Source organism: Pseudomonas sp. TH06, assembly GCF_016651305.1.
Taxonomy (GTDB): Bacteria; Pseudomonadota; Gammaproteobacteria; order Pseudomonadales; family Pseudomonadaceae; genus Aquipseudomonas.
In genome coordinates, this window is record NZ_JAEKEC010000001.1 from 1,226,692 (window position 1) to 1,251,517 (window position 24,826).

22 protein-coding genes are annotated in these 24,826 nt (G+C 60.3%); 7 read left to right on the top strand and 15 right to left on the bottom strand.

Features of this window, described 5'->3' with window-relative positions; genetic code table 11:
- Positions 1 to 5 precede the first annotated feature (5 nt).
- Complete coding sequence (locus tag JFT86_RS05410) at positions 6 to 1,616, top strand: arylsulfatase (protein ID WP_201236023.1); 1,611 nt, start codon at positions 6 to 8, stop codon at positions 1,614 to 1,616.
- Between the two features lie 59 nt (positions 1,617 to 1,675).
- On the opposite strand, the gene JFT86_RS05415 is transcribed toward JFT86_RS05410, so the two are convergent.
- Positions 1,676 to 2,749 carry a fatty acid desaturase gene (locus JFT86_RS05415; protein WP_201236024.1) on the bottom strand — a complete coding sequence of 358 codons (1,074 nt, stop codon included), beginning with the start codon at positions 2,747 to 2,749 and terminating at the stop codon, positions 1,676 to 1,678.
- A gap of 100 nt (positions 2,750 to 2,849) precedes the next feature.
- On the opposite strand from JFT86_RS05415, the gene JFT86_RS05420 reads away from it, so the two are divergent.
- On the top strand, positions 2,850 to 3,854 hold the full coding sequence (locus JFT86_RS05420; RefSeq protein WP_201236025.1) for an AraC family transcriptional regulator: 1,005 nt from the start codon (positions 2,850 to 2,852) through the stop codon (positions 3,852 to 3,854).
- 103 nt (positions 3,855 to 3,957) lie between these two features.
- On the opposite strand, the gene JFT86_RS05425 is transcribed toward JFT86_RS05420, so the two are convergent.
- Together JFT86_RS05425 and JFT86_RS05430 are read right to left on the bottom strand one after the other, a co-directional pair.
- A complete protein-coding gene (locus JFT86_RS05425) occupies positions 3,958 to 5,343 on the bottom strand; it encodes a heavy metal sensor histidine kinase (protein ID WP_201236026.1) in 1,386 nt (461 codons plus the stop codon).
- Positions 5,333 to 6,013, bottom strand: coding sequence for a heavy metal response regulator transcription factor (locus tag JFT86_RS05430; RefSeq protein ID WP_201236027.1), 681 nt, complete (start codon positions 6,011 to 6,013; stop codon positions 5,333 to 5,335). Before JFT86_RS05430 ends, JFT86_RS05425 begins: the two co-directional genes overlap by 11 nt.
- A 136-nt stretch (positions 6,014 to 6,149) precedes the next feature.
- On the opposite strand from JFT86_RS05430, the gene JFT86_RS05435 reads away from it, so the two are divergent.
- Complete coding sequence (locus JFT86_RS05435; RefSeq protein ID WP_201236028.1) at positions 6,150 to 6,635, top strand: heme-binding protein; 486 nt, start codon at positions 6,150 to 6,152, stop codon at positions 6,633 to 6,635.
- A gap of 11 nt (positions 6,636 to 6,646) precedes the next feature.
- A complete protein-coding gene (gene uraH / locus JFT86_RS05440; protein WP_201236029.1) occupies positions 6,647 to 7,057 on the top strand; it encodes a hydroxyisourate hydrolase in 411 nt (136 codons plus the stop codon).
- Between the two features lie 159 nt (positions 7,058 to 7,216).
- Here the strand turns inward: uraH and JFT86_RS05445 are convergent, their stop codons facing one another.
- A complete protein-coding gene (locus JFT86_RS05445) occupies positions 7,217 to 7,894 on the bottom strand; it encodes a Crp/Fnr family transcriptional regulator (RefSeq protein WP_201236030.1) in 678 nt (225 codons plus the stop codon).
- Positions 7,895 to 7,976: 82 nt separating this feature from the next.
- Between JFT86_RS05445 and JFT86_RS05450 the strand changes: the two genes are divergently transcribed.
- A complete protein-coding gene (locus JFT86_RS05450) occupies positions 7,977 to 8,501 on the top strand; it encodes an Mpo1-like protein (RefSeq protein ID WP_201236031.1) in 525 nt (174 codons plus the stop codon).
- A gap of 44 nt (positions 8,502 to 8,545) precedes the next feature.
- Here the strand turns inward: JFT86_RS05450 and JFT86_RS05455 are convergent, their stop codons facing one another.
- From JFT86_RS05455 to dibA, 9 genes are all read right to left on the bottom strand, one after another.
- Positions 8,546 to 10,756 (bottom strand): GMC family oxidoreductase, encoded by a 2,211-nt coding sequence (locus JFT86_RS05455; RefSeq protein WP_201236032.1) that lies wholly within the window; start codon positions 10,754 to 10,756, stop codon positions 8,546 to 8,548.
- Positions 10,753 to 11,265 carry a sorbitol dehydrogenase gene (locus tag JFT86_RS05460; protein WP_201236033.1) on the bottom strand — a complete coding sequence of 171 codons (513 nt, stop codon included), beginning with the start codon at positions 11,263 to 11,265 and terminating at the stop codon, positions 10,753 to 10,755. The genes JFT86_RS05455 and JFT86_RS05460 overlap by 4 nt, the downstream gene beginning before the upstream one ends.
- Positions 11,262 to 12,572, bottom strand: coding sequence for a cytochrome C (locus JFT86_RS05465; protein WP_242489526.1), 1,311 nt, complete (start codon positions 12,570 to 12,572; stop codon positions 11,262 to 11,264). The genes JFT86_RS05460 and JFT86_RS05465 overlap by 4 nt, the downstream gene beginning before the upstream one ends.
- Positions 12,573 to 12,890: 318 nt before the next feature.
- Positions 12,891 to 13,880, bottom strand: a complete 990-nt coding sequence (locus JFT86_RS05470; protein WP_122747893.1) for a sulfate ABC transporter ATP-binding protein — start codon at positions 13,878 to 13,880, stop codon at positions 12,891 to 12,893.
- A gap of 3 nt (positions 13,881 to 13,883) precedes the next feature.
- Entirely contained in the window at positions 13,884 to 14,756 is an 873-nt protein-coding gene (gene cysW, locus JFT86_RS05475) for a sulfate ABC transporter permease subunit CysW (protein ID WP_108224225.1), read from the bottom strand.
- A gap of 13 nt (positions 14,757 to 14,769) precedes the next feature.
- A complete protein-coding gene (gene cysT / locus JFT86_RS05480; protein WP_007917680.1) occupies positions 14,770 to 15,588 on the bottom strand; it encodes a sulfate ABC transporter permease subunit CysT in 819 nt (272 codons plus the stop codon).
- Between the two features lie 228 nt (positions 15,589 to 15,816).
- Positions 15,817 to 16,830: a sulfate ABC transporter substrate-binding protein gene (locus tag JFT86_RS05485; RefSeq protein WP_150618403.1), complete on the bottom strand. Its 1,014-nt coding sequence runs from the start codon at positions 16,828 to 16,830 to the stop codon at positions 15,817 to 15,819.
- Positions 16,831 to 16,964: 134 nt separating this feature from the next.
- Positions 16,965 to 17,147, bottom strand: a complete 183-nt coding sequence (gene oscA, locus JFT86_RS05490; protein WP_034151822.1) for a sulfur starvation response protein OscA — start codon at positions 17,145 to 17,147, stop codon at positions 16,965 to 16,967.
- Positions 17,148 to 17,427: 280 nt separating this feature from the next.
- Complete coding sequence (dibA, locus tag JFT86_RS05495; RefSeq protein ID WP_201236035.1) at positions 17,428 to 19,347, bottom strand: phosphodiesterase DibA; 1,920 nt, start codon at positions 19,345 to 19,347, stop codon at positions 17,428 to 17,430.
- Positions 19,348 to 19,493: 146 nt separating this feature from the next.
- On the opposite strand from dibA, the gene desA reads away from it, so the two are divergent.
- Complete coding sequence (desA, locus tag JFT86_RS05500) at positions 19,494 to 20,678, top strand: delta-9 fatty acid desaturase DesA (protein ID WP_201236036.1); 1,185 nt, start codon at positions 19,494 to 19,496, stop codon at positions 20,676 to 20,678.
- Between the two features lie 235 nt (positions 20,679 to 20,913).
- The gene (locus JFT86_RS05505) at positions 20,914 to 21,903 is read left to right on the top strand and encodes a sensor domain-containing diguanylate cyclase (protein ID WP_201236037.1); all 990 of its coding nucleotides are present in this window, start codon (positions 20,914 to 20,916) and stop codon (positions 21,901 to 21,903) included.
- Between the two features lie 136 nt (positions 21,904 to 22,039).
- Here JFT86_RS05505 and JFT86_RS05510 read toward each other — a convergent pair whose 3' ends face one another.
- Together JFT86_RS05510 and gabT are read right to left on the bottom strand one after the other, a co-directional pair.
- Complete coding sequence (locus tag JFT86_RS05510) at positions 22,040 to 23,251, bottom strand: response regulator (protein WP_201236038.1); 1,212 nt, start codon at positions 23,249 to 23,251, stop codon at positions 22,040 to 22,042.
- A 141-nt stretch (positions 23,252 to 23,392) separates the two neighbouring features.
- Positions 23,393 to 24,670, bottom strand: coding sequence for a 4-aminobutyrate--2-oxoglutarate transaminase (gene gabT, locus JFT86_RS05515; protein ID WP_201236039.1), 1,278 nt, complete (start codon positions 24,668 to 24,670; stop codon positions 23,393 to 23,395).
- Positions 24,671 to 24,826: the final 156 nt, after the last annotated feature.

Here is a 24,826-nt window from a genome sequence, read left to right on the forward strand (position 1 = left end):
TTTCGATGCCACAACGCCCCAACTTTCTGGTGATTCTGGCCGACGATCTCGGTTTCTCCGACATCGGCGCCTTCGGCGGCGAAATCGCCACGCCGCACCTCGATGCACTCGCCAGCAATGGCCTGCGCCTGACCGATTTTCACACCGCACCGACCTGCTCGCCGACCCGCTCGATGCTGCTGACCGGCACCGATCATCACATTGCCGGCATCGGCACCATGGCCGAAACGCTGACGCCGGAGCTGATCGGCAAACCGGGTTACGAGGGGTATCTGAATGACCGCGTCGTGGCTCTCCCCGAGCTGCTGCGCGAGGCCGGTTATCAGACGTTGATGAGCGGCAAATGGCACCTCGGCCTGACCGCCGAACTGGCGCCGCATGCACGGGGTTTCGAGCGCTCGTTTTCGCTGCTGCCAGGCGCGGCCAACCATTACGGCTTCGAACCGACTTACGATGAGCAAACGCCCGGCCTGCTGAAATCCACGCCGGCGCTGTACATCGAAGACGACACGTTCATCGACGAATTGCCCAAGGATTTCTATTCCTCTGATGCTTTCGGCGACAAACTGCTGCAATACCTCAAGGAGCGTGACCAGACCCGGCCGTTCTTCGCTTATCTGCCGTTTTCCGCACCGCACTGGCCGTTGCAGGCACCGGCCGACATCGTCGAAAAATACCGTGGCCGCTACGATGCCGGCCCTGAAGTCTTGCGCCTCGAACGACTGGAAAAACTCAAGGCACTGGGGTTGATCGAAGCGGACGTCGAACCCCATCCGCTGATCCAGGTGACCGCGCAATGGGATGCGCTGAGCACTGAGCAGAAACAGATTTCCGCGCGGGCGATGGAGGTCTACGCGGCGATGGTCGAACGCATGGACTGGAACATCGGCCGGGTCGTCGATTACCTGCGCCAGCAAGGCCAACTCGACAACACCTTCATCCTGTTCATGTCCGACAACGGTGCCGAGGGCGCGCTGCTCGAGGCGTTCCCGAAATTCGGCCCGGAACTGGTGGCGTATCTCAGCCAGCACTACGACAACAGCCTCGACAACATTGGCCGGGCCAACTCCTACGTCTGGTACGGGCCGAACTGGGCGCAGGTGGCGACTGCGCCGTCGCGGCTGTTCAAGGCCTTCACCACCGAGGGCGGAATTCGGGTGCCGGCACTGCTGCACTATCCGCAGCTCTCGCTCAAAGGGCAGATCAGTGATGGTTTCGGCACGGTGATGGACATCACCCCGACCATTCTTGATCTGGCCGGCGTGCGTCATCCGGGCAAGCAGTGGCACGGCAAACCGGTGGCACCGTTGCGTGGTAAATCATGGCTGGGCTTTTTGTCCGGCGAGACGGCGCAAGTGCATGACGAGCACACCGTGACGGGCTGGGAGTTGTTCGGGCGCCGCGCAATTCGCCAGGGCTCGTGGAAAGCGGTGTGGATCCCCGGGCCGGTCGGGCCGGCGACGTGGCAGCTTTATGATCTGGCCAGTGATCCGGGGGAGATCCATGATCTGGCGTTAAGTCACCCGGACAAGCTCAGCACGCTGATCGGGCACTGGCAGCAGTATGTCGAGGAAACCGGGGTGATCCTGAGTGCTTCGCCGTTCCAGCCGGATTGAGGTTGCCTGAGGTTTAGCTATCGCGAGCCTGCTCGCGATGAGGCCCGTGCAGCCAACCATCAAGCCCGGGCTGTACGCACCTCTTCACTCGCCACTTCATCCCGACGAACAAACCGGTTCGCCCGACCAAACGTGCCGAAATCATTGAACCGCACGCCCATCTCACGCATCACCTTGTGCGCCACCGGCACGGTCATCTGACGAATGTAAAACGGCTCCTTCACCACAAAATGATGAATCCCGTGGCTGCTGCCAAAGTTGAAGCAGAACGCCTGCAACGGCCACAACCACCAAGGGTTCAACACCTGGCATTGCTGCAGGACATTGCCCAGCTCGACATCCCCGTAGTAATGCATGTTCGAACTGATGAAGTGCAGGCAAAACGTGCGCAACACGTTCGGGCCGATGATCACCACGGCGGCGATATCGATCACCTGCATCACCGACAACGTGGTCGCCGACCATTCAATCGGTGCCCCCAGCAAGTAGGCGATGCCGTTCGCTGCATGGAAACCGAGAAATACATACCAGGCGCCCCAATGCACCAGCGCCAGTGGCGCGTAGACCTTGAGCGTGCGTTTGATGATGCTGAACTTGTGCGCCCAGGTTTTCGCCCGCAGCATGCGGATGAACGCCGACATCACGTTGTCGCCGACCATCAGCAGCCGCGCAAAGCCCCACGGCTCGCCGTTGGTGATCGCGCGTTCTTCCATGTCGGTCTCGGTGCCTGAGACCTTGTGATGATTGAGGTGCAGATGGCGGCGGATCCACGGGTTGATCGTGCTCGGCCGCGCCAGCCAGACCAGGCCCATCATCAGGTTGTGCGGCACACGCTGCTTGCGGAAATACATGCTGTGGATCAGATCGTGCTCCAGCTCATGGGTGAGCGAAGCGAAAAACGCATTGAGCAGCAGGCATACCCACCAGGCCATGTGGCCAGTAATGTACAGCGCCGCTGAACCGATCATCCCGGCCAGGGCAAACGCCAGAATCCCCGCGCCAAGCGCGTCCTGATGCTTGAGTATCGGAAAGCGTTCACGCAGTTCGACACCTTTGGCCAGTACCACTTCGCGAATATGTGCCGATCGCTGGGTAGCATTGTGTCGCTGGGGACTTGCAGAAGTACGGTCCATGCTTCCATCCTCTGGGTATTGATGTTCGCATCCTGCCCTGCAAGGGTTCGAATCGCGGTAGCCGAGAACGCCAACCTGTTGACCGGAAGCGCCAATCAGCATGAAGGAACCGACCTCCCTCGCCAGCTGGACCCGTGCCTTGCGCAAGCAACTCGATGCGCTGGGGCTGGACAGTACTGACCTGTGCCAACAGGCCGGGCTCGACCCGAACTTGATGGACGATCCCAACGCGCGCTATCCGCTGTCCGGCACCACCCGCCTGTGGGAGCTTGCAGTGCAGTCCAGCGGTGATCCGGCCATCGGTCTGCGGGTGTCGCGGTTTGTCAGCCCGACCACGTTTCACGCACTCGGCTATGCCTTGGTGGCGAGTGGCAGCCTGCGCGAAGTGTTCGAACGCATCGTGCGTTATCACCCGGTGGTCAGCGATGCGCTGGAACTGGACCTGAGTCGCGGCGATGACCGCTATCTGTTCCGTCTGAAAATTCCGTCAGGCAATCCCGCTCCCGCCTTCGAAGCCATCGACGCCTTCGCCGCGATCTACGTGCGCACCTGCCGCAATCGCCTCGGCCGCGATTACGCGCCGCTGGCGGTTTACCTGCGCCGCCCGGAACCGAGCGACGCACACCAATGGCACAAAGTCTTCCGCGCCCCCGTGCATTTCGCCGCCGCCGAAGATCGCCTGGAATTCGCCCTCGCCGACTTCGACAGCCACCTCGACGACGCCAATCCGGAACTCGCCGAACACAACGAAGCGGTGCTCAAGCGCACCATGGCTCAGCTCAAACCGCTGACCTGGGAACGCAAGGTGCGCGACGCCATCGAAGAACAACTGCCGGAAGGTGAGCCGAGTGCCGAGCGCATCGCCCAGGCTTTGCACCTGAGCCTGCGCAGCCTGCAACGGCATCTGGCGGATGAAGGTTGTCGCTTCGACACGCTGCTCAACGAAAGCCGCGAGAACCTCGCACTGCTGCACCTGCGTGATCCGCAGTGTTCGCTGAGTGAAGTCAGCTATCTGCTCGGCTTCGCCGACACCAGCAGCTTCAGCCGCGCATTCAAACGCTGGACGGGGATGACACCGGGGCAGTTTCGCGATCAGTTGCGCTGATCCAGAATCAGATTTTTCTGATCTGACGTCATCGCGAGCAGGCTCACTCCTACAGGGGAATGCATTCCAATTGTAGGAGTGAGCCTGCTCGCGATGACGTCAGTCAGTTCACCGAGAAGCCCAACTCAAAAACAGTGCCGAGAGCATCACTGCTGACCCGCACCTGTCCGCCATGCAATTGCATGATCGACTGCACGATCGCCAGCCCCAATCCTCCGGAATCCCCGGGTTCAGCGCGGGCTGGATCGACGCGGTAGAAGCGGTCGAACAGTTTGCCCAGATGCTCGGGTGCGATGGCCGGGCCATGGTTGTGAATCTGCAACCAGCACAAGCCCGCTTCTTCGCGGCGCCGCAGGCTGATCGAAGTGCCGAGGTCAGCGTGGCGCACGGCGTTGGCCAGCAAGTTGCCGAGGGCGCGTTGCAGCAGTTGCTGATCGGCGCGGAGTTCGCCGTGCAGATGGTTTTCCAGGCGCAGGTCGCGATCATCCGCCAGGGCCTCGAAGTAATCGCACAGTTCGCTGCCGACGTTTTGCAGATCCAGCGTTTGCAGGTTGAGCGCTCGTTCGGCCTGTTCGGCGCGGGCGAGGAACATCAGGTTTTCCGCCATGCGCTTGAGCCGTTCGAACTCTTCCATGTTCGAGGCCAGGACTTCCTGATATTCCGCCGTGCTGCGCGGGTGGTTCAGCGCCTGACCGTTGCTGGCGAGCAAGGTGTGCAGCGGCGTGCGGATCTCGTGGGCGAGGTCGGCGGAGAACTGCGACAAGCGCTGCACACTGTCGTCCAGACGCGCCAGCATGCCGTTGAGCGCTTGCACCGGTTCGAGCAGTTCTGCCGGTGTGCCGGCGGCGGGCAAACGCTGGTCGAGACTGCGCAGGTCAATGCCGCGCACGGCTTCGCTCAGTTGCCGTAGCGGTTGCAGACCTCGGCGCAGCAGCACCAGCCCCAGCGCAAATGCCAATAACGCGCCGAGCCCGACCGAGAGGTACAAGCGCAGGCGATAACTGCCGAGCATCTGCTCGCGCTCGCTCAGCACTTTGCCGGCGATCACGGTCAGCGGTTCGCCGTTCGGCCCCTGCGCTTCACCGGACAACAACGCCAGTTCCGCGCCGTCCGCCGCTTGCCAGGTCAGCACATCGCGGCGCTGAGGTGTTTGTTCACGCGGGATCGCCTTCAGTGTCGGCAAGTCGCGCTGGCGCGGGTTGATGCCGATCACGCTCGAACCATCGGCGCGGCGCACCAGCAGCAGGCTGTCGAGATTGCCGAGCATGTTCTGGTACAGCCGTGGCCGCGCCTGCAACGCATCAAGGCTATCGCTGTCGGCGAGCAAGGCGCGCACCTGCTCCAGTCGCCCGAGCAGGGCCATGTCGTCGCGATAAGCGATTTCGGCGGCGAGCGAGCGGTACAGAAACACGCCAATCGCGCTCAGCACCAAAGCGCAGACCAATGCAAACGCCAGCGCCAGGCGCCAGGCGATCGACCTAGAGCGCATCGTCCGGCGCTTCCAGTTGATAACCGACGCCGCGCACGGTGTGGATCAGTTTTGGCATGTACGGATCATCGACCTTCGAGCGCAAGCGGCGCACCGCGACTTCGACCATGTTGGTGTCACTGTCGAAATTCAGGTTCCACACCTGCGAGGCAATCAGCGTGCGCGACAACACTTCGCCCTGACGACTGGCGAGCAGATGTAACAGGGCGAACTCTTTGTTGGTCAGCGAAATACGCTGGCCGCCACGACTGACGCGGCGGCGCAGCACATCGATTTCCAGATCGGCAATGCTGTACGACTCAGCCTCGCGCATCGGCCCGCGCCGCAACAACGTGCGCACCCGCGCGAGCAATTCGGCGAAGGCGAAAGGCTTGAGCAAGTAGTCGTCGGCACCCAGTTCGAGGCCGCGCACGCGGTCCTCGATGGCATCCTTGGCCGTCAGGAACAAAACCGGCGTGGCACCGCGCTGACGGATCAATTGCAGCAGTTGCCAGCCATTGAGCCCCGGCAGCATCACATCGAGGATGATCAGGTCGTATTCCTGCTGCTCAATGAAATAGCGCCCATCGAGGCCGTTGACTGCCACGTCGACAGCGAATCCGGACTCGCCCAGGCCCTTGGCGAGGAAATTCGCGGTTTTGGCTTCATCTTCTACGACCAGCAAACGCATGGCACACCTCGATTGATCAGGCACACAGGCTAGGCGCCTTCGGCGACATTGCCCATTACAAACTTGTAATCCGACTGACGAGGTTCTGACGAAGTCGCGCCGCTAAGGTGACGTCCTTCGCTTTCGGAGCCTGTACATGACCGTCAAATATCTTCTCGCCAGCCTGAGCATTGGCCTGAGCGCCAGCGTTTTCGCGGCGCCAGAACTGCCGCGCCACGCCGACCTCGATCTGAAAACCGCCCGGCTGTTGGCAGACACGGCAATCAGCAATTGCACCGGCACTGTGTCGGTGCTCGACCGGGGCGGCAACCTGCTCATCACCTTGCGTGGCGACGGTGTTGGCCCGCACAACACCGCCGCCAGTCAACGCAAGGCCTACACCGCGTTGTCGACGAAGACCCCGACCCGATTGTTCGCCGAGCGCGCACGCAGCAACCCGGAAACCGCCAACCTCAACACCCTCGACGAATTGCTGTTGCTCGGCGGCGGCATCCCGCTGTTCGCCGGCAACGAGTTGGTCGGCGCCATGGGCCTGGCCGGTTCCGGCGGCGGTGAGCAAGATGAAAACTGTGCGATCAAGGCTGCCGAGAAAACCGATCTTGCCACCACCCGTTCCCAATAAGGAGACTCATCATGACCCCATTGCGCATGACCCTTGCCGCGCTCGGCCTGAGCGCTTGCTCAAGCCTGGCTTTCGCCGCAGGAAACCCGTTGAGCGTGCACGTGCTCAATCTGGAAAACGGCCTGCCCTCGCCGGGCATCGACGTGACGCTGGAAAAGCATGTCGGTGAGAACTGGCAAGCACTGGCCCAAGGCACGACCAACGAACAAGGACGCATCGCAGAATTATTCCCGGCCAAACAGCCTTTTGAGGCGGGCGAATACCGGGTGGTGTTCAAGACCGGCGAGTATTTCAAGAAGATCAAGCACGACACGTTCTTCCCGGAAATCCCGGTGATATTCGAGGTCAAGCAGACCGATCAGCATTACCACATCCCGCTGCTGCTCAGTCCATACGGTTTCTCGACCTATCGCGGCTCCTGATCCCCACACAAATCCCCTGTAGGAGTGAGCCTTTGTGGCGAGGGGATTTATCCCCGTTGGGTCGCGAAGCGGCCCTGAAAACCGGGACTGCTGCGCAGTCCAACGGGGATAAATCCCCTCGCCACAAGTATGGGTCCACACCATTTGGGTATGGTGCCGCTAGATGGTGGCCAGAGCGCGCAATCGCGTGGCGTCGAGGATCTCGATCTCGCCATACCCGAGCCCTATAATCCCTTGCCCCTGCAAGTCCTTGAGAATCTGGTTGGTGGTCTGCCGTGACAGCGACAGCATCGACGCCAGTTGTTCCTGCGGCAGTTGCAGCACCCGGCGGGGTGGATCCAGTTCGCCGTAGCCCTCGGCAATCATCAGCAGGCGATGCGCCAGGCGCGCCGGGGCCGGCAGCAGGCTCAGTTGTTCGAGATTGATAAACGTCAGGCGCAGCTTGTGGCTCATCAACAGCGCCAGGTGCCGCCAGTACAGCGGATGCTCGTCGAGCAACTTCAGCAGCGGCGCCTGCGGGATATTCAGTAGCGTGCACGGCCCCACCGCATAGGCGTCATGGGTGCGCGGCTGACCGTCGAACAGGCAGATTTCGCCGAACCAGTGCGGCGCCTCGACCAGGCTCAGCAGCGCTTCCTTGCCCTGCTCGCTCACCGCGCCGATGCGCACGGCGCCATCGAGCACCGCGTACAGACCGCACGGCGGATCGCCACGCTGAAACAGTCGCTGCCCCGCCGTCAGCCGCCGCTCCCGGGCCGCCGCCAGCAGACTATCCTGAAAGGACGCAGGCAAATGACTGAACCACTGGCCGGTCAGCAGCCGTGAACGCTTATCCATGAACACTCCTAATTGTCGCCTGCCTGACAGAGCGTACGCTGAACCCGGGGCATGCTGCGATCACCCTAAAGGAGGAACAACAATGAAAAGCCTCGTCGATCATCTGAGTCAATACGCTGCCTACCATCGCGACCCGCGCAACATCGCCAGCCACTTTATCGGCATTCCGCTGATTGTGGTGGCGGTCGCGGTTCTGTTGTCGCGGCCGGAATGGTCGTCGGGCGGCTTGTGGATATCCCCTGCCGTGGTGCTGGCGCTGGCCTCGGCATGGTTTTACCTGCGTCTGGAAGTGAAGCTTGGGGTGCTGATGACCGTGCTGATGGGCTTGTCGGTCTGGGCCGGGCATGTCCTGGCGCAGCAGAGCACCCTGGTCTGGCTGAGCAGCGGCCTGGCGATGTTTGTGATCGGTTGGGTGATCCAGTTTGTCGGGCATCACTACGAGGGGCGCAAACCGGCGTTTGTCGATGATCTCAGCGGCTTGATCGTCGGGCCGCTGTTTGTCGTGGCGGAAGTGGCGTTCATGCTCGGTCTGCGCCAGGAATTGAAGCACGAGATTGAACTGCGCTCCGGCCCGGTAACCCTGCGCGAACACAAAGCCGCGCATTGAAAAACCGCGCAAGGTGCGCGACTGCGCACCTTGCGCGGCATGCTTCACAGCGCGCCGAACGTCACCTGCACCGTCAGCGCGCCCTGATTGTCGGCGAGTCCGACGCCATATCGGCCCTCCAGATCGTCGTTGATACACAGCTGCAATTCGCCTTGCTGCCCCGCAGGAATCTGCGCCAGATCGCCAATCAGAAACGGCGCCCCGGTACTGCTGATCCGCCCGATCAACGCCCCCTCGTTGGCGCCCGACAAGGTGTAGCCGGGCTTGGCGATCACGCCCGCGCTGCCATTGCCGTCAACCATGCCGCCCGCCGGGCTGGCGAACCAGCGCCCACTGAGATAACGCACCAGGCGCGGACTCGGCCCGTTGATCTGCACGCCCGTGCCCTGCCAGGGCTGATTGGCTTGAACCTGCATCGTGGCGGTTTTCAGATCATTGGCCAAGGTGTCGCCGGCCTGAATCGACAACGCCGCGATGGTCAGGCTCGGGTTGGAAGTGCCGGTGCTGGGGAACACGCCGTCGCCGACCAGGAACAGGTTTTTGTGGTCCCAACTGCGTTGATCCTTGTTGACCACCGATTTCAGCGGGTCATCACCCATGCGGTAAGTGCCCATCAGGTGGCCGGCGCCCTGGAAGCTGTAATTCACACCTTTGTAATTGAATTTCCCCGGCGGTAGCGGCTTGGTCAACTCGGTGGCGCCGAGCAGCTCGGTGATGATGTGCGTGGCGAGGATCTTCGCCTGCCGGAAGCCTTCCTTGGTGTAGTCAGACAGGTCGTAGTGAATTTCCGGGCGGGGAATGCCCAAGCGATCCTTGTACTGCGTTGACGGCACGATGTAGCAATTGGCGTTATCCGGATCGTCCTCGACCTGCTCCACCAGAAAACCGATGCGGAACTGACGAGTCAGCAAGTCGTTGAGTTTTTGCACCAGTGCCGTTCCGTACAACACTTGCTGCGGGCCTTTGGCGGGTGGCAGTGGATTGGTAGCGCTGTTGTTGGCGCCATCGATCAGGTCAGCGACGGTGACGTAGGGATCGCCCACCGGCCAGTTGAAGCCTTCGTTGCCGATTTCGATTCGCCATGCCGCACGCTGACTGCGAAAGGCACCGTCGCGCAGACTTTCAATGCCGGCCGTTGAAACCGGTCCGCGATAGGGAAATACCGCTTTGCCTTCCGGCATCAGGCCCCAGGCAAGATAGATCGGATGGTCCGCCAGGCTGCGTCCGACCTGACCGCTGCTGTTGGCCACGCCTCTGGGCCACGCGGGGCTGGTCGAATTGAGCAGCAGTTTCGGCGTTTCAATGGCATGGGCCGCGATCACATAACGCTGGCCAACCGCAACGCCTGTGCCGGTCGGCGGGCCGTCACCGAGTTGATACTGGATGAACTCGATGCCGCTGATGGACTTGTCCGCCGCCACCGTGACTTTGCTTGCCACGGTTTTGTAGAGCACCCGGACATTGCCGGTGTTCAGCGCGTTGTTCATGGTCACCGTGGCGTCGTATTTGGCCTGAATCGGACAGATAGGTGTGCAATTGGTGTTGCCGGCGCACACGCGACGCCCCGCGTAGGGTTGCGAATTGCGCCCTGCCGGTGTCGGGCTGACCACCAGTGGCAAGCCGTCGAACGACTTACCCTGTACCGCCGCAACAAAACTGCCATCGACCAGTGACAGCGGAATGCTGGTCATTGGGAATTGGTAGTTATCCGGGAATGTCATGCCCAGATACGCCTGATCCGCCACATTGGCGGCCACACCAATTTCCGCTTCGGCACGACAGTAAGCACTTTGCAGATCGTTGTAGCTGATCGGCCAGTCAACACCGACGCCGTATAGCGATTTCAGGCGGAAGTCGTTGGGCACCATGCGCAGGCAGGTCGCGACCCAGTGCCAGGTGGTGCCGCCGCCGACCCGTTCATAAGTGCTGGTAAAGGCCAGTGGGCCCTTTTGCACCAGGTAGCTGATTTCAGGGTTTTCCCAGCCAAGGATCAAATCGGCGATGGTCGCGCGCGGGGCATTCTGCTCGGCCGGATTGCGCGGCGTGTCCAGCGTGCTGACCGGCGGATACGGCGATTCCGGGGTCTTCAAGGTCGCCGTGTAAAAGCGTTCCAGATACTGATTACGGTTGGCCGGAATCTCCGGCCCGGACTCCAGCACCAACACTTTCACCCCGGCCAGCCCCAACTGATAGGCGATGATGCTGCCGGCCAGACCGGCGCCGACGATCACCACATCTGCTTGTTCGCTACTCATGACGACGCTCCTTGTTGTCCGCTCGCGGGCACACCGGTGAAATCTTCAAGGCTTGGCGGCACTTCGTTCCAGTAACCGAAGAAAAATTCGCTGTAACCCATGGGGTGCGCCTGGGCAATTTTCCATGCCCAGCTCTGGGTGTAGGCCTGATCGGAGACGACCATCTGATCGCCAGCCTTGTTGTTGCCGACGGTGTACGGCTGATACCAGACGCCGAGCAGCCAGAGCTTCATGATTGATCGAGCGGCTTGCGCCGTTTGCGTGGTGGCCGGTTGCGTGCCGTTCATCAACACCGCTTGGGCGATCTGATCCGGCGGCACTTTATCCGCCAGCATGGTCGCGTATTGGGTCAGTAATGCCTGCAATACCGGGGGAGTGATGCGCGGCCCGATGAACGTCAGAAACTGCGTCGGCAGGTCGATCGGGTCGACAGAGGGCGCGATGAACGTTAGCGGAATGCCGGTCAGGGCCGAAGACAGACCGGCGAAATTGTCCAAATCGGTGCTCATGGCTGACTCCTTGTCGCGCCAGTCGATTGTGCGCGTTCGAGCAGGTAGGTGAAGTCCGCGAAACTGGTGCGCGGCGACTCGGTGACATGGGTGGCGGCGTTGCCGTGGCAGGCAATGCAACTGGAGGACGCTTGCGGCACGGTGCCCTGGATGTAGGTTTCCAGCGTGGTGTTGGCGAGGAACGCAGGCGCCGGACGGCCCAAAGGCTCGGTTTTCGAGATCTGGCACGGTGGCTGCGGCGTCAGTGTCGGCCATTGCGTGCTGATCAATTGATAGTTGGCCCACACGCTGTTCGGGTTCACCGTGCGCAACAGCGTCTGATAGGTGCTGTTGAGGGTTTTGGTCGCCGGGGTCAACGACGCTTCGCGCACGATCTGCGATGGCGTTGCCTTGACTGCCGGGTTCCACGGACGCGGCGGTGGCTGGTTGATTTGCGCCTGACTGTTGGCGTTGTAGAACAGATACGGGCCTTTGCGCTCGGCCACGGGGGTGGACTGCTCCGGCACGTTGTCGACGTGTTCGAAGGTCGACCAGACCCACTGCGGCGCACTGCTGGTCTTGTGCACGATGTGCAGACCCACCAGCCCGACCGGTTCGGCCTTGCACGACTCTGGCACTACCGGACCTTTGCTCGGGTCGCTGTTGCCCGGCGTGTAGACCAGCGCATCGACGGTGTGGAATTTCTCTCGTCGGTCATTGCCGTCGAGGACTTTCCACGACGCCTTGACCATCAGTGAACCGACCTGGCTGGTGTCGTTGTTGCCGCAACTGAACGCCACCGTGTTTTTCGGATCCGCCGCAAAAAACGCCTGCTGGCCCTGAACGCTGTACAGACCGTTGTTGACGATGTCGTTGAACATCGGCTGGTTGACGACGATTTCGTTGCGCGTATAAACCCCGCTCTGATCCACCAGCGGCCCGCTCTGAAACGGCTGGATAAACTCATCGAGCACATCCGGCACCTTGCCCATCTGTTGCAGCAAGCGCCCGGAACCGAGGCCTTCGCAGACTTTCGGAATAGTCGCCGGTGCGTTCCAGGGATTAGGCGGCTGCCCTTGGGCGAGGAAGATCTGATAGCTCTCTTTCCAGCTTTCCCAAACCGTGGCGCCGTCCTGTTGGCCGATCGGCGTGCCGGTGTTCGGATTGCCGTTGTCCAGCGCCGGCCAGTTCAAGGCGATAAACGTCTGCCACGACATTTCATCGAAGTTCTGTTGCAGGCTGGTCAGGGAAAACGGCGGGGTCGCCGTGACATCGAAAGGTATTTGCGTTGACAGCGTGGGGTCGGCGTTGGCCAGTCGGCTGAGCATTGCGCCAAACAGCGCGCAACCGAGCCACGGCGCGGGCCGGTGGACTTCCGTTCTCATCGTTATCTCCTTGGCATCAGGGTCCAGGAGATACGCCGGTCCGTCATGGACTCTTCACTGCGCCTCCTGGCACAGCCTGGAGATTAGGCAAGGAACGCGTCACGGTTGGTGGGGCAGTTAGATCAAATCGAGTTAAGCCCAATAGCCACACAACACAACTGTAGGAGCTGCGGCACGCTGCGATCTTTTGATCTGGATTCTTAAGATCAAAAGATCGCAGCCTCGTTTCACTCGACAGCTCCTACAGGGAGCCTTTGCGTTTTAGAGGTTGGCGACTTTCTGCCAGACCTTCGGTTTGAAGAACAGGGTTTCACCCTTGGCCAAGCCGATCAGGCTGTCGTGGTCTTTCACCACTTCGGCTTCGATCAGATCCGTCTGCCCTTCCACCTTCAACGTCACCCGCGTGGTCGCGCCCAGAGGGCGGATATCACGCACTTCAGCGGCGTGGTGATCTTCCAGCTCATGCCTGGACAGCGACACTTCGTGCGGACGGAACAGCACATGGTTGTCGTCACTCAGCAACAGCCGGTTGGAATCGCCGAGAAAGTGATAAACGAAATCGCTGGCCGGGTTTTCGTAGACGTCACCCGGTGAGCCGATCTGCTCGATCACACCCTTGTTCATCACCACGATACGGTCGGCGACTTCCATCGCTTCTTCCTGGTCGTGGGTCACGAACACCGAAGTCAGGTTGATGTCTTCGTGCAAGCGGGCGAGCCAGCGGCGCAGCTCTTTACGTACCTTGGCGTCGAGGGCGCCGAACGGTTCGTCGAGCAGCAACACTTTCGGCTCGACCGCCAGGGCTCGGGCCAGGGCGATACGCTGGCGCTGACCACCGGACAACTGCTCCGGGTAACGGTCCGACAACCAGTCCAGTTGCACCATGTTCAGCAGCTCATGCACCTTGGTCGCGATCTGGCTTTCGCTCGGGCGCTGGTTTTTCGGTTTCATGCGTAGGCCGAACGCGACGTTGTCGAACACCGTCATATGGCGGAACAAGGCGTAGTGCTGGAACACGAAACCGACGTTGCGATCACGCACGTCGTGGCCGGAGACGTCTTCGCCGTGAAAAACGATGTTGCCCTGATCCGGGGTTTCCAGACCGGCAATAATGCGCAGCAAGGTGGTTTTGCCGCAGCCGGACGGGCCGAGCAGCGCCACCAGCTCACCGCTGTGGATGTCCAGGCTGATGTTGTCCAGCGCCTTGAACGCGTTGAAATTCTTGCTGACGTTACGCACTTCGATCGACATGAATTATTCCTCCGCGGCGCTGGCGCGCAGGCGGTTGATACGGTTTTCGCTCCACTGCTTGAGCAGCAGGATGAAGAGCGCCAGGATCAGCAACAGGCTCGCCACGGCGAACGCGGCCACGTGGTTGTATTCGTTGTAGAGGATCTCGACGTGCAGCGGCAAGGTGTTGGTCACCCCGCGAATGTGCCCGGAAACCACCGACACCGCACCGAACTCACCCATGGCCCGCGCGGTACACAACACCACGCCATAGATCAGGCCCCACTTGATGTTGGGGACGGTGACGTGCCAGAACATCTGCCAGCCGTTGGCGCCGAGCAAGCGTGCGGCTTCCTCTTCCTGCGTACCTTGTTCCTGCATCAGCGGGATCAGCTCGCGGGCCACAAACGGCACGGTGACGAAAATCGTCGCCAGCACGATCCCCGGCAGGGCGAAAACGATCTGGATATCGTGATCCTGCAACCACGGCCCGAACAGGCCCTGGGCGCCGAACATCAGCACGTAGACCAGACCGGCGATCACCGGCGACACCGAGAACGGCAGGTCGATCAGTGTCACCAGCATGCTCTTGCCACGGAACGAGTACTTGCTCACGCACCACGCGGCGCTGACGCCGAACACCAGATTGAGCGGCACCGAAATCAGCACGGCGAACACGGTGAGTTTCAGTGCTGATAAAGCATCCGGCTCAAAAATCGCGGTGAAGAATGCGCCGAGGCCATTCTTCAAACCTTGCGATACCACGATGAACAACGGCAGCAGCAGAAACAGGAAAAACACCAGCCAGCCAAGACCGATCAGAACTCTGCGCGAGGTGGCGCTGCCACGGCGTGCAGCGTTGGCCGAAGAGGCGGCCGCAATAGACGATTGGGACATGGTTCGCGCCTCCTTATGGGGTTTCGATGCGCCGCTGCAGCAAGTTGATCAGCAGCAACAGGACGAAGGAAACCACCAGCATCAGCACGCCGATGGCCGTGGCGCCGGTGTAATCGTATTGGTCGAGTTTGACCATGATCAGCAGCGGCAGAATTTCGGTTTTCATCGGCATGTTGCCGGCGATGAAAATCACCGAACCGTACTCACCGACTCCCCGGGCGAACGCCAGAGCAAAACCGGTCAGCCAGGCAGGCAACAGCGCCGGCACCAGAATGTGGCGAAACACCTGCCATGGCTTCGCACCCAGGCACGCGGCGGCTTCTTCGACTTCACGGGGAATGTCGGCCAGCACCGGTTGCACCGTGCGCACCACGAAAGGCAGGGTCACGAAGGTCAGCGCGAGAGTAATGCCCAGCGGGGTGTAGGCGATTTTGAAACCGAGGTCGGCGGCAAATTGGCCGACCAGACCTGCCGGCGCGTACAGCGCAGTCAACGCAATACCGGCAACGGCCGTCGGCAGCGCGAACGGCAGATCGATCATCGCGTCGATGACCTTACGCCCCGGGAACGTGTAGCGCACCAGCACCCATGCCAGCAACGTGCCGATGATGCCGTTAATGATCGCGGCGCACAGCGCAGTGCCGAAGCTCAGCTTCAATGCCGCCAGCACCCGCGGTGCGGAGATGATCGTCCAGAACTGATCCCAGGTGAGTTGGGCGGCGTGGACGAACATCGCCGCCAGCGGGATAAGCACAATCAGGCTGAGGTACACCAAGGTGTAACCCAGCGTCAGCCCGAAGCCGGGTATGACGGGGGAGATACGACGCGACATAAAAGTCCTTGGTTAAAAACGCATCAATGTGGGAGCGAGCCCTGTGGTGAGGGGATTTATCCCCGATCGGCTGCGAAGCAGTCGCAAAACCATTAAATGCGGTCTAACTGATCAACCGCAATCTTTGATTCCGGGGCTGCTGCGCAACCCATCGGGGATAAATCCCCTCACCACAAAAGCTCACTCCCACATCTCATGTGCCCAGACATCAGGCTGGTAAGGGTGAGATTACTGCGCCTGATAAATCTGGTCGAACACGCCACCGTCATTGAAGAATTTCGGCTGCGCGGTTTTCCAGCCGCCGAAGTCCTTGTCGATGGTCACCAGTTCCAGTTTCGGGAACTGCTGGGCGTACTTCGCGGCCACGTCCTTGTCACGTGGACGGTAGAAATTCTTCGCGGCGATTTCCTGACCGGCCGGGCTGTACAGGTGCTTCAGATAGGCTTCGGCGATCTGCTCGTTGCCTTTCTTCTCGGCGTTCTTGTCGACTACCGCTACAGGTGGTTCGGCGAGGATCGACAGCGAAGGCACGACGATGTCGAACTTGTCGGCGCCGCCATCTTCTTTCAGGGCCAGGAACGCTTCGTTTTCCCAAGCCAGCAACACGTCACCCTGACCGTTGTTGACGAAGGTGATGGTCGAGCCACGGGCACCGGTGTCGAGAATCGGCACGTGCTTGAACAAAGTCTGTACGTATTCCTTGGCTTTGCCTTCGTCACCACCGTTGGCTTTCAGGCCGTAGGCCCACGCGGCAAGGAAGTTCCAGCGTGCACCGCCGGAGGTTTTCGGATTCGGGGTGATCACCGAGACGTCGTTCTTGACCAGGTCGCCCCAGTCCTTGATGCCTTTCGGGTTGCCCTTGCGCACCAGGAACACGATGGTCGAGGTGTACGGCGTGCTCGCTTCCGGCAGACGCTTCTGCCAATCGGCGGGCAGGGTCTTGCCGAGTTTGGCGATTTCGTCGATGTCGCCAGCCAGCGCCAGGGTCACCACGTCAGCGCGCAGACCGTCGATCACCGCGCGGCCCTGTTTGCCCGAACCACCGTGGGATTGCTGGATTTTCACGGTGTCGCCAGCGTGATCTTTCTGCCAAAACTTGATGAATTCAGCGTTGTAGTCCTGATACAGCTCGCGTGTCGGGTCGTACGACACGTTGAGCAGTTCGTAATCCTTGGCAACCGCGGAACCGGCAAACACAGCGCTGGCCAGGGCGGCCAAAGCGTAACGGCGAATCGACGACATGGTGAAAGCTCCTGGAATTCTGGGTGGTGGCTTTTTCTTATGTATTTCGGAAATCGTGTTGCCGGTTCAAAGATCGCAGCCTTCGGCAGCTCCTACATAAATCCCCCGTAGGAGCTGCCGCAGGCTGCGATCTTTTAGCCCGGTTGTTTGCCCGGTTGCTGCAAGCGGAATTTCTCTTTGCGTTCGATCTGCACGACTTGTGCGTTGTGCACAGTGATCTCCACCGCGCCGAAACGCAGATCGCGCAGAGCGCTCTGGATTTCACGCAAGATGGTGGTTTCGTCCTGACCGTCAACGCTGCGAAGTGATGCGCTCATGGTGCTGCTCCTTTGAATGGGATATGCCTGGCAGTGGGCGGCACTGCGTTTGGCGTGGGAGCAATATAAGAGAGGCGCAGATATTCTTAAAAATACTATTTAAGAATGTTTATATAACCAGAAAATATTATTTGGCGGGGCAAGGGTTTGCGCAGATCCGGGAACGACAGATAACCCTGTGGTGAGGGGATTTATCCCCGATGGACTGCGTAGCAGTCCCTATTTTTTAGGGCCGCTGCGCGCCCCATCGGGGATAAATCCCCTCGCCACAGAATCGGGTTCATCCAATAACGGGCATATTGCCCCAGTCAATCCCCCCCGCCGGCACTGGCCGGCCAAACCAGTAGCCCTGCCCCAGATCGCATTCCTGCTCCAGCAGAAACGCCGCCTGCTCGGCCTGCTCGATCCCCTCGGCATGCACTTGCATCCCCATGCTCCGGGCCAGCGCGATGATCACCCGGACAATCGCCGCGTCATCCTCGTCCCACGGCAGTCCGGCAACAAAACCCTGATCGATCTTCAGTTTCTGCACTGGCAGACGCTTGAGCCGCAGCAACGACGAGTAACCCGTACCGAAATCATCAATCGCCAGACGAATGCCCAATTCACGCAAACGATGCATCTGCTCGAGCGCCACTTCCGGGTCGTCCATCACCGCGCTTTCGGTGACTTCCAGCTCCAGATAGGCCGGATCCAGCCCGGTGTCGCGCAGCACCTGCGCCACCTGCTGATACAACTCGCGCCGGGCAAACAGTCGCGACGACACATTCACCGCAACAAACGACAGCACCACACCGTCCAGTTGCCACTGGCACATCTGCCGGCAAGCCTGCTGCATCACCCAGGCATCGATTTCAGCAATCAACCCGGTGCGTTCGGCGATGGGAATAAATTCGGCCGGCGACACCAGACCGCGCTGCGGATGCTGCCAGCGCACCAACGCTTCGACGCCGATCAGGCGACTGGTCTGCAGATCGTGGACCGGCTGGTAATAGACCCGCAGTTCCTGCTGTTCCAGGGCCCGGCGCAGCTCGAAGGCAATTTCCACCCGTTGCTGGGCGTGGGCGGTGAGTTCTTCGGTGTACAGCGCGTAACCATTTCGTCCGCTGCCCTTGGCTTTGAACAGCGCCGCGTCTGCATTGCGCAATAACTGATCGGCGCTTAACGCGTCGCTGGGGAACAGGCTGATGCCGATGCTGGCGTTGATGAACAGCTCGTGGCCATCGATGCAGAATGGCTCCTTCAGCGCGTCGAGAATGCGCTGGGCCAGCGCCGCTGCCTGACCGGGCTGTGGACAACTTTCCGCCAGCACCGCGAATTCATCGCCGCCGAGGCGCGCCAACGTGATGCCCGGTCCGAACAACGCCTGTAATCGTGCGGCCACCGCTTTGAGCAGGCGGTCGCCGACGTTATGCCCGAGGCTGTCGTTGATCATCTTGAAGTGGTCCAGATCCAACAACAGCAGTGCACAACCGCGCTTGTGGGTCTGCGCCGACGCCAGCGCCTGCTCGGCACGGTCACCGAACAGCAGGCGATTGGGCAGATCGGTCAGCGGGTCGTGGTGGGCGAGGTGCTTGAGCTCATGTTCGGAATGTTTGATTGCACTGATGTCGGAAAACACCGCCACGTAATGGCTGAGCCGTCCCTGATCATCATGAATGACGCGGATGGTTTGCCACTGTGGGTAAATCTCACCGCTTTTACGACGGTTCCAGATCTCGCCGCTCCATTCGCCCCGGGACTCCAGTGTGGTGAACATCGCCTGATAGAACTCCGGCGGATGATGGCCGGATTTGAACAGACTCGGTTGCTGGCCGAGGACTTCTTCACGCTGATAACCGGTGATCTCGATAAACGCGCGGTTAACGTGAACGATCAGCCCATGATGGTTGGTGACCAGCACCCCTTCACGGGTGCAATCGAACACGGCAGCCGCTTGCCGCAAGCGTTCACGGTCAGCGTGACGCTCACGCAATCGCGCGCCAATCCCGAGAAACTCACACAGCCGCGCCCGCGCCAGAAAGATCAGTCCGGCGCTGACAACCGCGAAAACATAACCGTTGATCAGTTGCCATCGCGCAAGATCGGCGGAGTTATCGAAGAAATTGTTTAATAAATAACCAGTACCTTGCAACCAGACCGTCGCAAGTACGAGATAGAGCAGCGCTGCACGCAAGGCATCGCGATAAGTGGCAGACATTCGGCTGTCCATGTCCCTACAAAAAGGTTGGAATTATAGGTCAAGAAACATCCAGCGACTCTTATCTGAAAGGGCGACTGGTTTTATCTGTGTGCTTGGTGATAATGCAACGGCTGTTTTTATCTTTATCGAGGGCCCTATAGCCTATGTGGTACGAAGGTTTTCTTGGCTTGTCGGCCTGGTCACTGGTCGCTGTCACCCTGCTGATGACCCACGTGACAATTGTCGCCGTCACGGTCTATCTGCACCGTTACTCGGCCCATCGCTCGCTGGAGCTGAATGCCGGCCTTAAGCACTTTTTCCGTTTCTGGCTGTGGCTGACCACGGCGCAGAACACCCGCGAGTGGACCGCCATCCACCGTAAACACCATGCCAAATGCGAAACCGAAGACGACCCGCACAGCCCGGTCATCAAAGGTTTGTCCACCGTGCTGCGTACCGGCGCCGAACTGTATCGCGCCGAAGCCCAGAATCCGGAAACCCTGCGCATCTACGGCAAGAACTGCCCGGAAGACTGGATCGAGCGCAACGTCTACAGCCGCTACCCGCTGCTGGGCGTGGCGATCATGGGCGTCATCGACCTGCTGCTGTTCGGCACCATCGGCATCACCATCTGGGCGATCCAGATGATGTGGATTCCGGTGTGGGCTGCCGGCGTCATCAACGGCCTGGGTCATGCGGTCGGCTATCGCAATTTCGAATGCCGCGACGCGGCGACCAATCTGGTGCCGTGGGGCATCCTGATCGGTGGCGAAGAACTGCACAACAACCATCACACCTACCCTAACTCGGCCAAGCTGTCGGTGAAGAAGTGGGAGTTCGATCTCGGTTGGGCGTGGATCAAAGTCTTCAGCTTCCTGCGTCTTGCCAAGGTGCAGCGTGTTGCGCCGATTGCTCACCGTGTCGAAGGCAAAGGCAGCCTGGACATGGACACCGCCATGGCGATCCTCAACAACCGCTTCCAGATCATGGCCCAGTACCGCAAATTGGTGATCGGGCCGCTGGTCAAGCAGGAACTGGCCAAGGTCGATCATTCGGTGCGTCACCAGTTCCACCGGGCCAAACGCCTGTTGTCGCGGGAAACCAGCCTGCTGGAGGATCGTCACCACGCACGCATCCAGAACATCCTCGAGCACAGCCAGGCGCTGAAGGTAATTTACGAAAAACGCCTGGCCCTGCAGCAGATCTGGGTCAAGACCAGCGCAAATGGCCACGACATGCTCGCCGCCATCAAGGAATGGGTACACGAGGCCGAGGCCAGCGGCATCCAGTCCCTGCGCGAATTTGCCGACCAGTTGAAAACCTACTCGCTGCGCCCCGCCGCAGCCTGATTGTGTTGTATGAATCCCCTGTGGCGAGGGGATTTATCCCAGATCGGTAGCGTAGCTAGCGCAATTTTGACGACGCGTTCTCATTGTTGAAACGCGTCGCCACTACCACCCGGCAGAACCCCTCTGCCGCTGGGAACTTCGCTTCCATTCCCCTATCTCAAAGACACTTCGCCATCCCGGCGGGCTGTACTGTGGCCGTTGTCGAATTGCGGCACGCCCTTTGAGAACTGTGCCGATGGTCAACAACAATCAAAAAGACTCATCTCTCCCGCAATGGCCCGAGGCCGCGCAAACCCTGATGGCGCTGATGCACGCCCAAGGCGAAGTGGCGCGGTTGAGCGAACGCGAACAACTGTTCAGCTCGCTGCTGGTTAGCGTCAACGCCGTACTCTGGGCTTTCAACTGGGAAACCCGTCAAGTGCTCTATGTCAGTCCTGCCTATGAACGGATTTTCGGCCGCTCCGCAGGCCTGCTCTTGGCCGACTACAACGAGTGGCGCGACAGCATCTACCCAGACGATCTGGAATACGCCGAACGCAGCCTCGCCGAAGTCCTGCACACCGGCGCCGTCGAAAATCGCGAATACCGCATCATCGCCGCCGACGGCCAGGTACGCTGGCTCAGCGATAAATGCTTCATCAACCGTCAGGATGAACCCGGGCAACCGGTGATCATTGTCGGCATCGCCGAGGACATCACCGACAAAAAGCAGATGGAAAACGAGCTGCAACGTCTGGCCACCACCGACGTGCTGACCCAGAGCAGCAATCGTCGGCACTTCTTCGAGTGCGCCAATCGCGAGTTCGAAGAAGCGCGTTTGCAGGGTGCGCCATTGGCTTTCCTGCTGCTGGATATCGATGACTTCAAAGTGATCAACGACAGCTACGGGCATCCCGTGGGCGACACCGTGCTGCAACAGATCGCCGAGTGCGGGCGCAGTTCGTTACGCCGGGGTGATCTGTTCGGGCGAATTGGCGGTGAAGAATTTGCTGCAGTGTTTCCGGGCTGTGCGCCGGACATGGCCATGCAAGTGGCCGAGCGGTTGCAACAGGAGATTCAGCGTTTGAGCTTCAGCCATGAAGGCCAGACGTTCGGCATCACCGTCAGCCAGGGTCTGACCAGCCTCAGCGAGGCCGACGAAAGCCTGGACAGCCTTTTTGCCCGCGCAGATGCGGCGATGTACGAAGCCAAACGCCAGGGCAAGAACCGCATCATTTCTGCCTGACCCGTATCTCAGCTACACAGAAATCCATTGTAGGAGTGAGCCTGCTCGCGATAGCGGAGTGTCAAGCGAACCATTGTTGTCTGACACTCCGCTATCGCGAGCAGGCTCACTCCTACAGAGGTTTGCGTAAGTCAGATTATTTGCGCATCCGCATCAACTCCGGCAAACCGATCTTCAGCAGCCGTGCCGTGCGGCTCTTCGCCAATTCCTCGACGCCTTCATGCTCGGTCAGGCGCGCCATCTGCGCCGCCATATTCATCACCAGCGCCTCGCGGGAATACACTCCGCCACCGAGTTGGTACACCGAGGCGATCAACTCACGCAGCTCCAGCGGCAAACGCCAGCGCGTGCGTAGCGCCGAACCGTAAGCCGCACCAAACTCCGCCAGTGCTTCGCCCACTTCTTCCAGCTCATCCAGTGCCCCACCGGCCTGCTGCCATTCCTGCAAACAACGCAGCAATGCCAGATCACCCAGGCGATGCAGCATGCCCGCGCAGTAGCAGCGCTCCTGATCCAGATCCAACAGGCGCGCCAGGGTGCGGGCGTATTCGGCCGTGTGCAGCGATAGCCCCCAATAACGCTCGGCGTAGTCCGCCAGACACGGGTCACTGAGTCTGGCGCTGCGCTTGAGCGCCAGCCCCAGAATCAGATTCATGCTTTGCCCGGTGCCGAGCCGATGCAGCGCCTGGGCCAGCGTCTGCACCGGCGATCCATGGTGTTGCGCGGCGCTGTTGGCAGCGGCAATCAGCACTGCCGTGATTTGTGGATCGGTTTTGATCTCATCTTCCAGCAGCTTCAGATCGAGTCCGCTGGGATTGAGGCTGCGTTTGACCGCCAGTTGCACATCCGTCATCAACGGCGCGCCATCCGCCTGCTCACGGCGCCGCTCCAGAAATACTGACAAGGTCATGCCCGGCGCCAATGCCGGGATTTCACAGAACACTTCTTCGCCGGCATTGAGCAGCAAACCCTGCAAACGCTCGGTCAGGCTTTCCATGTTCAGCGGTTTGGCCAGGTACGCCGTCGGCGCCAGCGGCAGGGCTTCGCGCACGCTGGCGCTGTCGTTGCGACTGCTCATCAGAATGAATGGCAGCGGTGGATTGCGTTTACGCTGGCGCACGCTGCGTAAAACGCTCAAGCCATCGATACCGGGCAGCTCCCAGTCGACAATGGCCAGGTCATAGGGGATTTCGCTGAGCATCGACATCGCTTGCTGGCCATCGGCACACAAGTCCAGCCGCGCGTCGCAACGTACATTCAGCAATACTTGTTTGAGCAGATCCCGAGACCACGGATCAGCCTCGGCAATCAGCACTCGGGGTACGGCGGGTAATTCAACGGCAGTCATGCACGCTCTCCCTTGCAATGCCTGAACCTTAGCCAATGCTGGCCATTCGATACAGCGCTAAAGCGCTCGATGTGTTTCAAGGGGCGTAAAAAAACCCGCCGAAGCGGGTTTTTTGTCGATCCGATCACACAGCTCTGAGCCTTACAGCTCAGAGAAGCACTCTTCGATGATCGCCAGACCTTTGTCCAGCTGCTCGTCCGGCGAGGTCAGCGGTACGAGTACACGCAGCACGTTGCCGTAAGTGCCGCAGGACAGCAGGATCAGGCCCTTGTCGCGAGCCTTGGCCACCACGGATGCCACAGCGGCAGCGTTCGGCTTGTGGCTGTCGCCGTTTTCAAACAGCTCAACGGCGATCATGGCGCCCAGGGCACGGACTTCGCCAATTACCGGGTATTTGGCCTGGATAGCTTTCAGGCCAGTGACCAGACGCTCACCGACAGACTTGCAGCGATCCAGCAGTTTTTCTTCTTCGAACACTTCCATCACTGCCAGAGCAGCAGCGCAAGCGATCGGGCTACCGGCGTAGGTGCCGCCCAGGCCGCCTGGAGCGATGGCGTCCATGTATTCGGCCTTGCCGCAAACACCGGCCAGCGGGAAGCCGCCGGCGATGGATTTGGCGAAGGTGGTCAGATCGGCAGCAACGCCCATCTGTTCCATGGCGAAGAAGGTACCGGTACGGCCAGCGCCAGTCTGTACTTCGTCAGCGATCAGCAGGATGCCGTGTTGGTCGCACAAAGCGCGCAGACGCTTCATGAACTCTTTCGGCGCGACGTAGAAACCACCTTCACCCTGAACAGGTTCGATGATGATCGCAGCGATGTCTTTCGGCTCGGCGTCGTTCTTGAAGATGCGTTCGATGGAAGCGATCGAGTCGTCGATGCTCACGCCGTGCAGTTCGTTCGGGTACAGCGCGCGGAAGATGCCGCCTGGCATCAGGCCCATGCCGGCCGAGTAAGGCACGACTTTACCGGTCAGGCCCAGGGTCATCATGGTGCGACCGTGGTAAGCGCCGGTGAAGGCGATCACGCCGGCACGGCCAGTGGCGGCACGGGCAATTTTCACGGCGTTTTCGACCGCTTCGGAACCGGTGGTCACCAGCAGGGTTTTCTTGGCGAAATCACCTGGCACCTTGGCGTTGATTTTTTCGCACAGCTCAACGTACGGCTCGTAAGCCAGTACCTGGAAGCAGGTGTGAGTCAGCTTGTTCAGCTGTTCGGTCACGGCAGCGATGATTTTCGGGTGCACGTGGCCGGTGTTCAGCACGGCGATACCGCCGGCGAAGTCAATGAACTCACGACCTTCAACGTCTGTCACGGTAGCGTTCTTCGCGGATTCGGCGAAGATCGGGTGAATCTGGCCAACACCACGAGGTACGGCAGCGGTACGGCGGGCCATCAGTTCAGCGTTAGTCTTGCTCATTACAGTCCTCATTCACCGCTCATCGGGCGGCGTGGTTCAAGGATTAAGCGGGAGAAATCGACGGTGGCAGCATGCGATGATCGACTGCCACGGCGTTTCCGGCCGCAGAGAAAATTCCGGTTTGAAACGACGCAAAGGGACAGCGCTCTCGTGCCC

Bases quoted from the DNA above. Each gene is read 5' to 3' on its own strand.
- JFT86_RS05410 (WP_201236023.1), top strand. From the start codon at position 6: ATGCCACAACGCCCCAACTTTCTGGTGATTCTGGCCGACGATCTCGGT.
- JFT86_RS05415 (WP_201236024.1), bottom strand. From the start codon at position 2,749: ATGGACCGTACTTCTGCAAGTCCCCAGCGACACAATGCTACCCAGCGA.
- JFT86_RS05420 (WP_201236025.1), top strand. From the start codon at position 2,850: ATGAAGGAACCGACCTCCCTCGCCAGCTGGACCCGTGCCTTGCGCAAG.
- JFT86_RS05425 (WP_201236026.1), bottom strand. From the start codon at position 5,343: ATGCGCTCTAGGTCGATCGCCTGGCGCCTGGCGCTGGCGTTTGCATTG.
- JFT86_RS05430 (WP_201236027.1), bottom strand. From the start codon at position 6,013: ATGCGTTTGCTGGTCGTAGAAGATGAAGCCAAAACCGCGAATTTCCTC.
- JFT86_RS05435 (WP_201236028.1), top strand. From the start codon at position 6,150: ATGACCGTCAAATATCTTCTCGCCAGCCTGAGCATTGGCCTGAGCGCC.
- uraH (WP_201236029.1), top strand. From the start codon at position 6,647: ATGACCCCATTGCGCATGACCCTTGCCGCGCTCGGCCTGAGCGCTTGC.
- JFT86_RS05445 (WP_201236030.1), bottom strand. From the start codon at position 7,894: ATGGATAAGCGTTCACGGCTGCTGACCGGCCAGTGGTTCAGTCATTTG.
- JFT86_RS05450 (WP_201236031.1), top strand. From the start codon at position 7,977: ATGAAAAGCCTCGTCGATCATCTGAGTCAATACGCTGCCTACCATCGC.
- JFT86_RS05455 (WP_201236032.1), bottom strand. From the start codon at position 10,756: ATGAGTAGCGAACAAGCAGATGTGGTGATCGTCGGCGCCGGTCTGGCC.
- JFT86_RS05460 (WP_201236033.1), bottom strand. From the start codon at position 11,265: ATGAGCACCGATTTGGACAATTTCGCCGGTCTGTCTTCGGCCCTGACC.
- JFT86_RS05465 (WP_242489526.1), bottom strand. From the start codon at position 12,572: ATGCTCAGCCGACTGGCCAACGCCGACCCCACGCTGTCAACGCAAATA.
- JFT86_RS05470 (WP_122747893.1), bottom strand. From the start codon at position 13,880: ATGTCGATCGAAGTGCGTAACGTCAGCAAGAATTTCAACGCGTTCAAG.
- cysW (WP_108224225.1), bottom strand. From the start codon at position 14,756: ATGTCCCAATCGTCTATTGCGGCCGCCTCTTCGGCCAACGCTGCACGC.
- cysT (WP_007917680.1), bottom strand. From the start codon at position 15,588: ATGTCGCGTCGTATCTCCCCCGTCATACCCGGCTTCGGGCTGACGCTG.
- JFT86_RS05485 (WP_150618403.1), bottom strand. From the start codon at position 16,830: ATGTCGTCGATTCGCCGTTACGCTTTGGCCGCCCTGGCCAGCGCTGTG.
- oscA (WP_034151822.1), bottom strand. From the start codon at position 17,147: ATGAGCGCATCACTTCGCAGCGTTGACGGTCAGGACGAAACCACCATC.
- dibA (WP_201236035.1), bottom strand. From the start codon at position 19,347: ATGTCTGCCACTTATCGCGATGCCTTGCGTGCAGCGCTGCTCTATCTC.
- desA (WP_201236036.1), top strand. From the start codon at position 19,494: ATGTGGTACGAAGGTTTTCTTGGCTTGTCGGCCTGGTCACTGGTCGCT.
- JFT86_RS05505 (WP_201236037.1), top strand. From the start codon at position 20,914: ATGGTCAACAACAATCAAAAAGACTCATCTCTCCCGCAATGGCCCGAG.
- JFT86_RS05510 (WP_201236038.1), bottom strand. From the start codon at position 23,251: ATGACTGCCGTTGAATTACCCGCCGTACCCCGAGTGCTGATTGCCGAG.
- gabT (WP_201236039.1), bottom strand. From the start codon at position 24,670: ATGAGCAAGACTAACGCTGAACTGATGGCCCGCCGTACCGCTGCCGTA.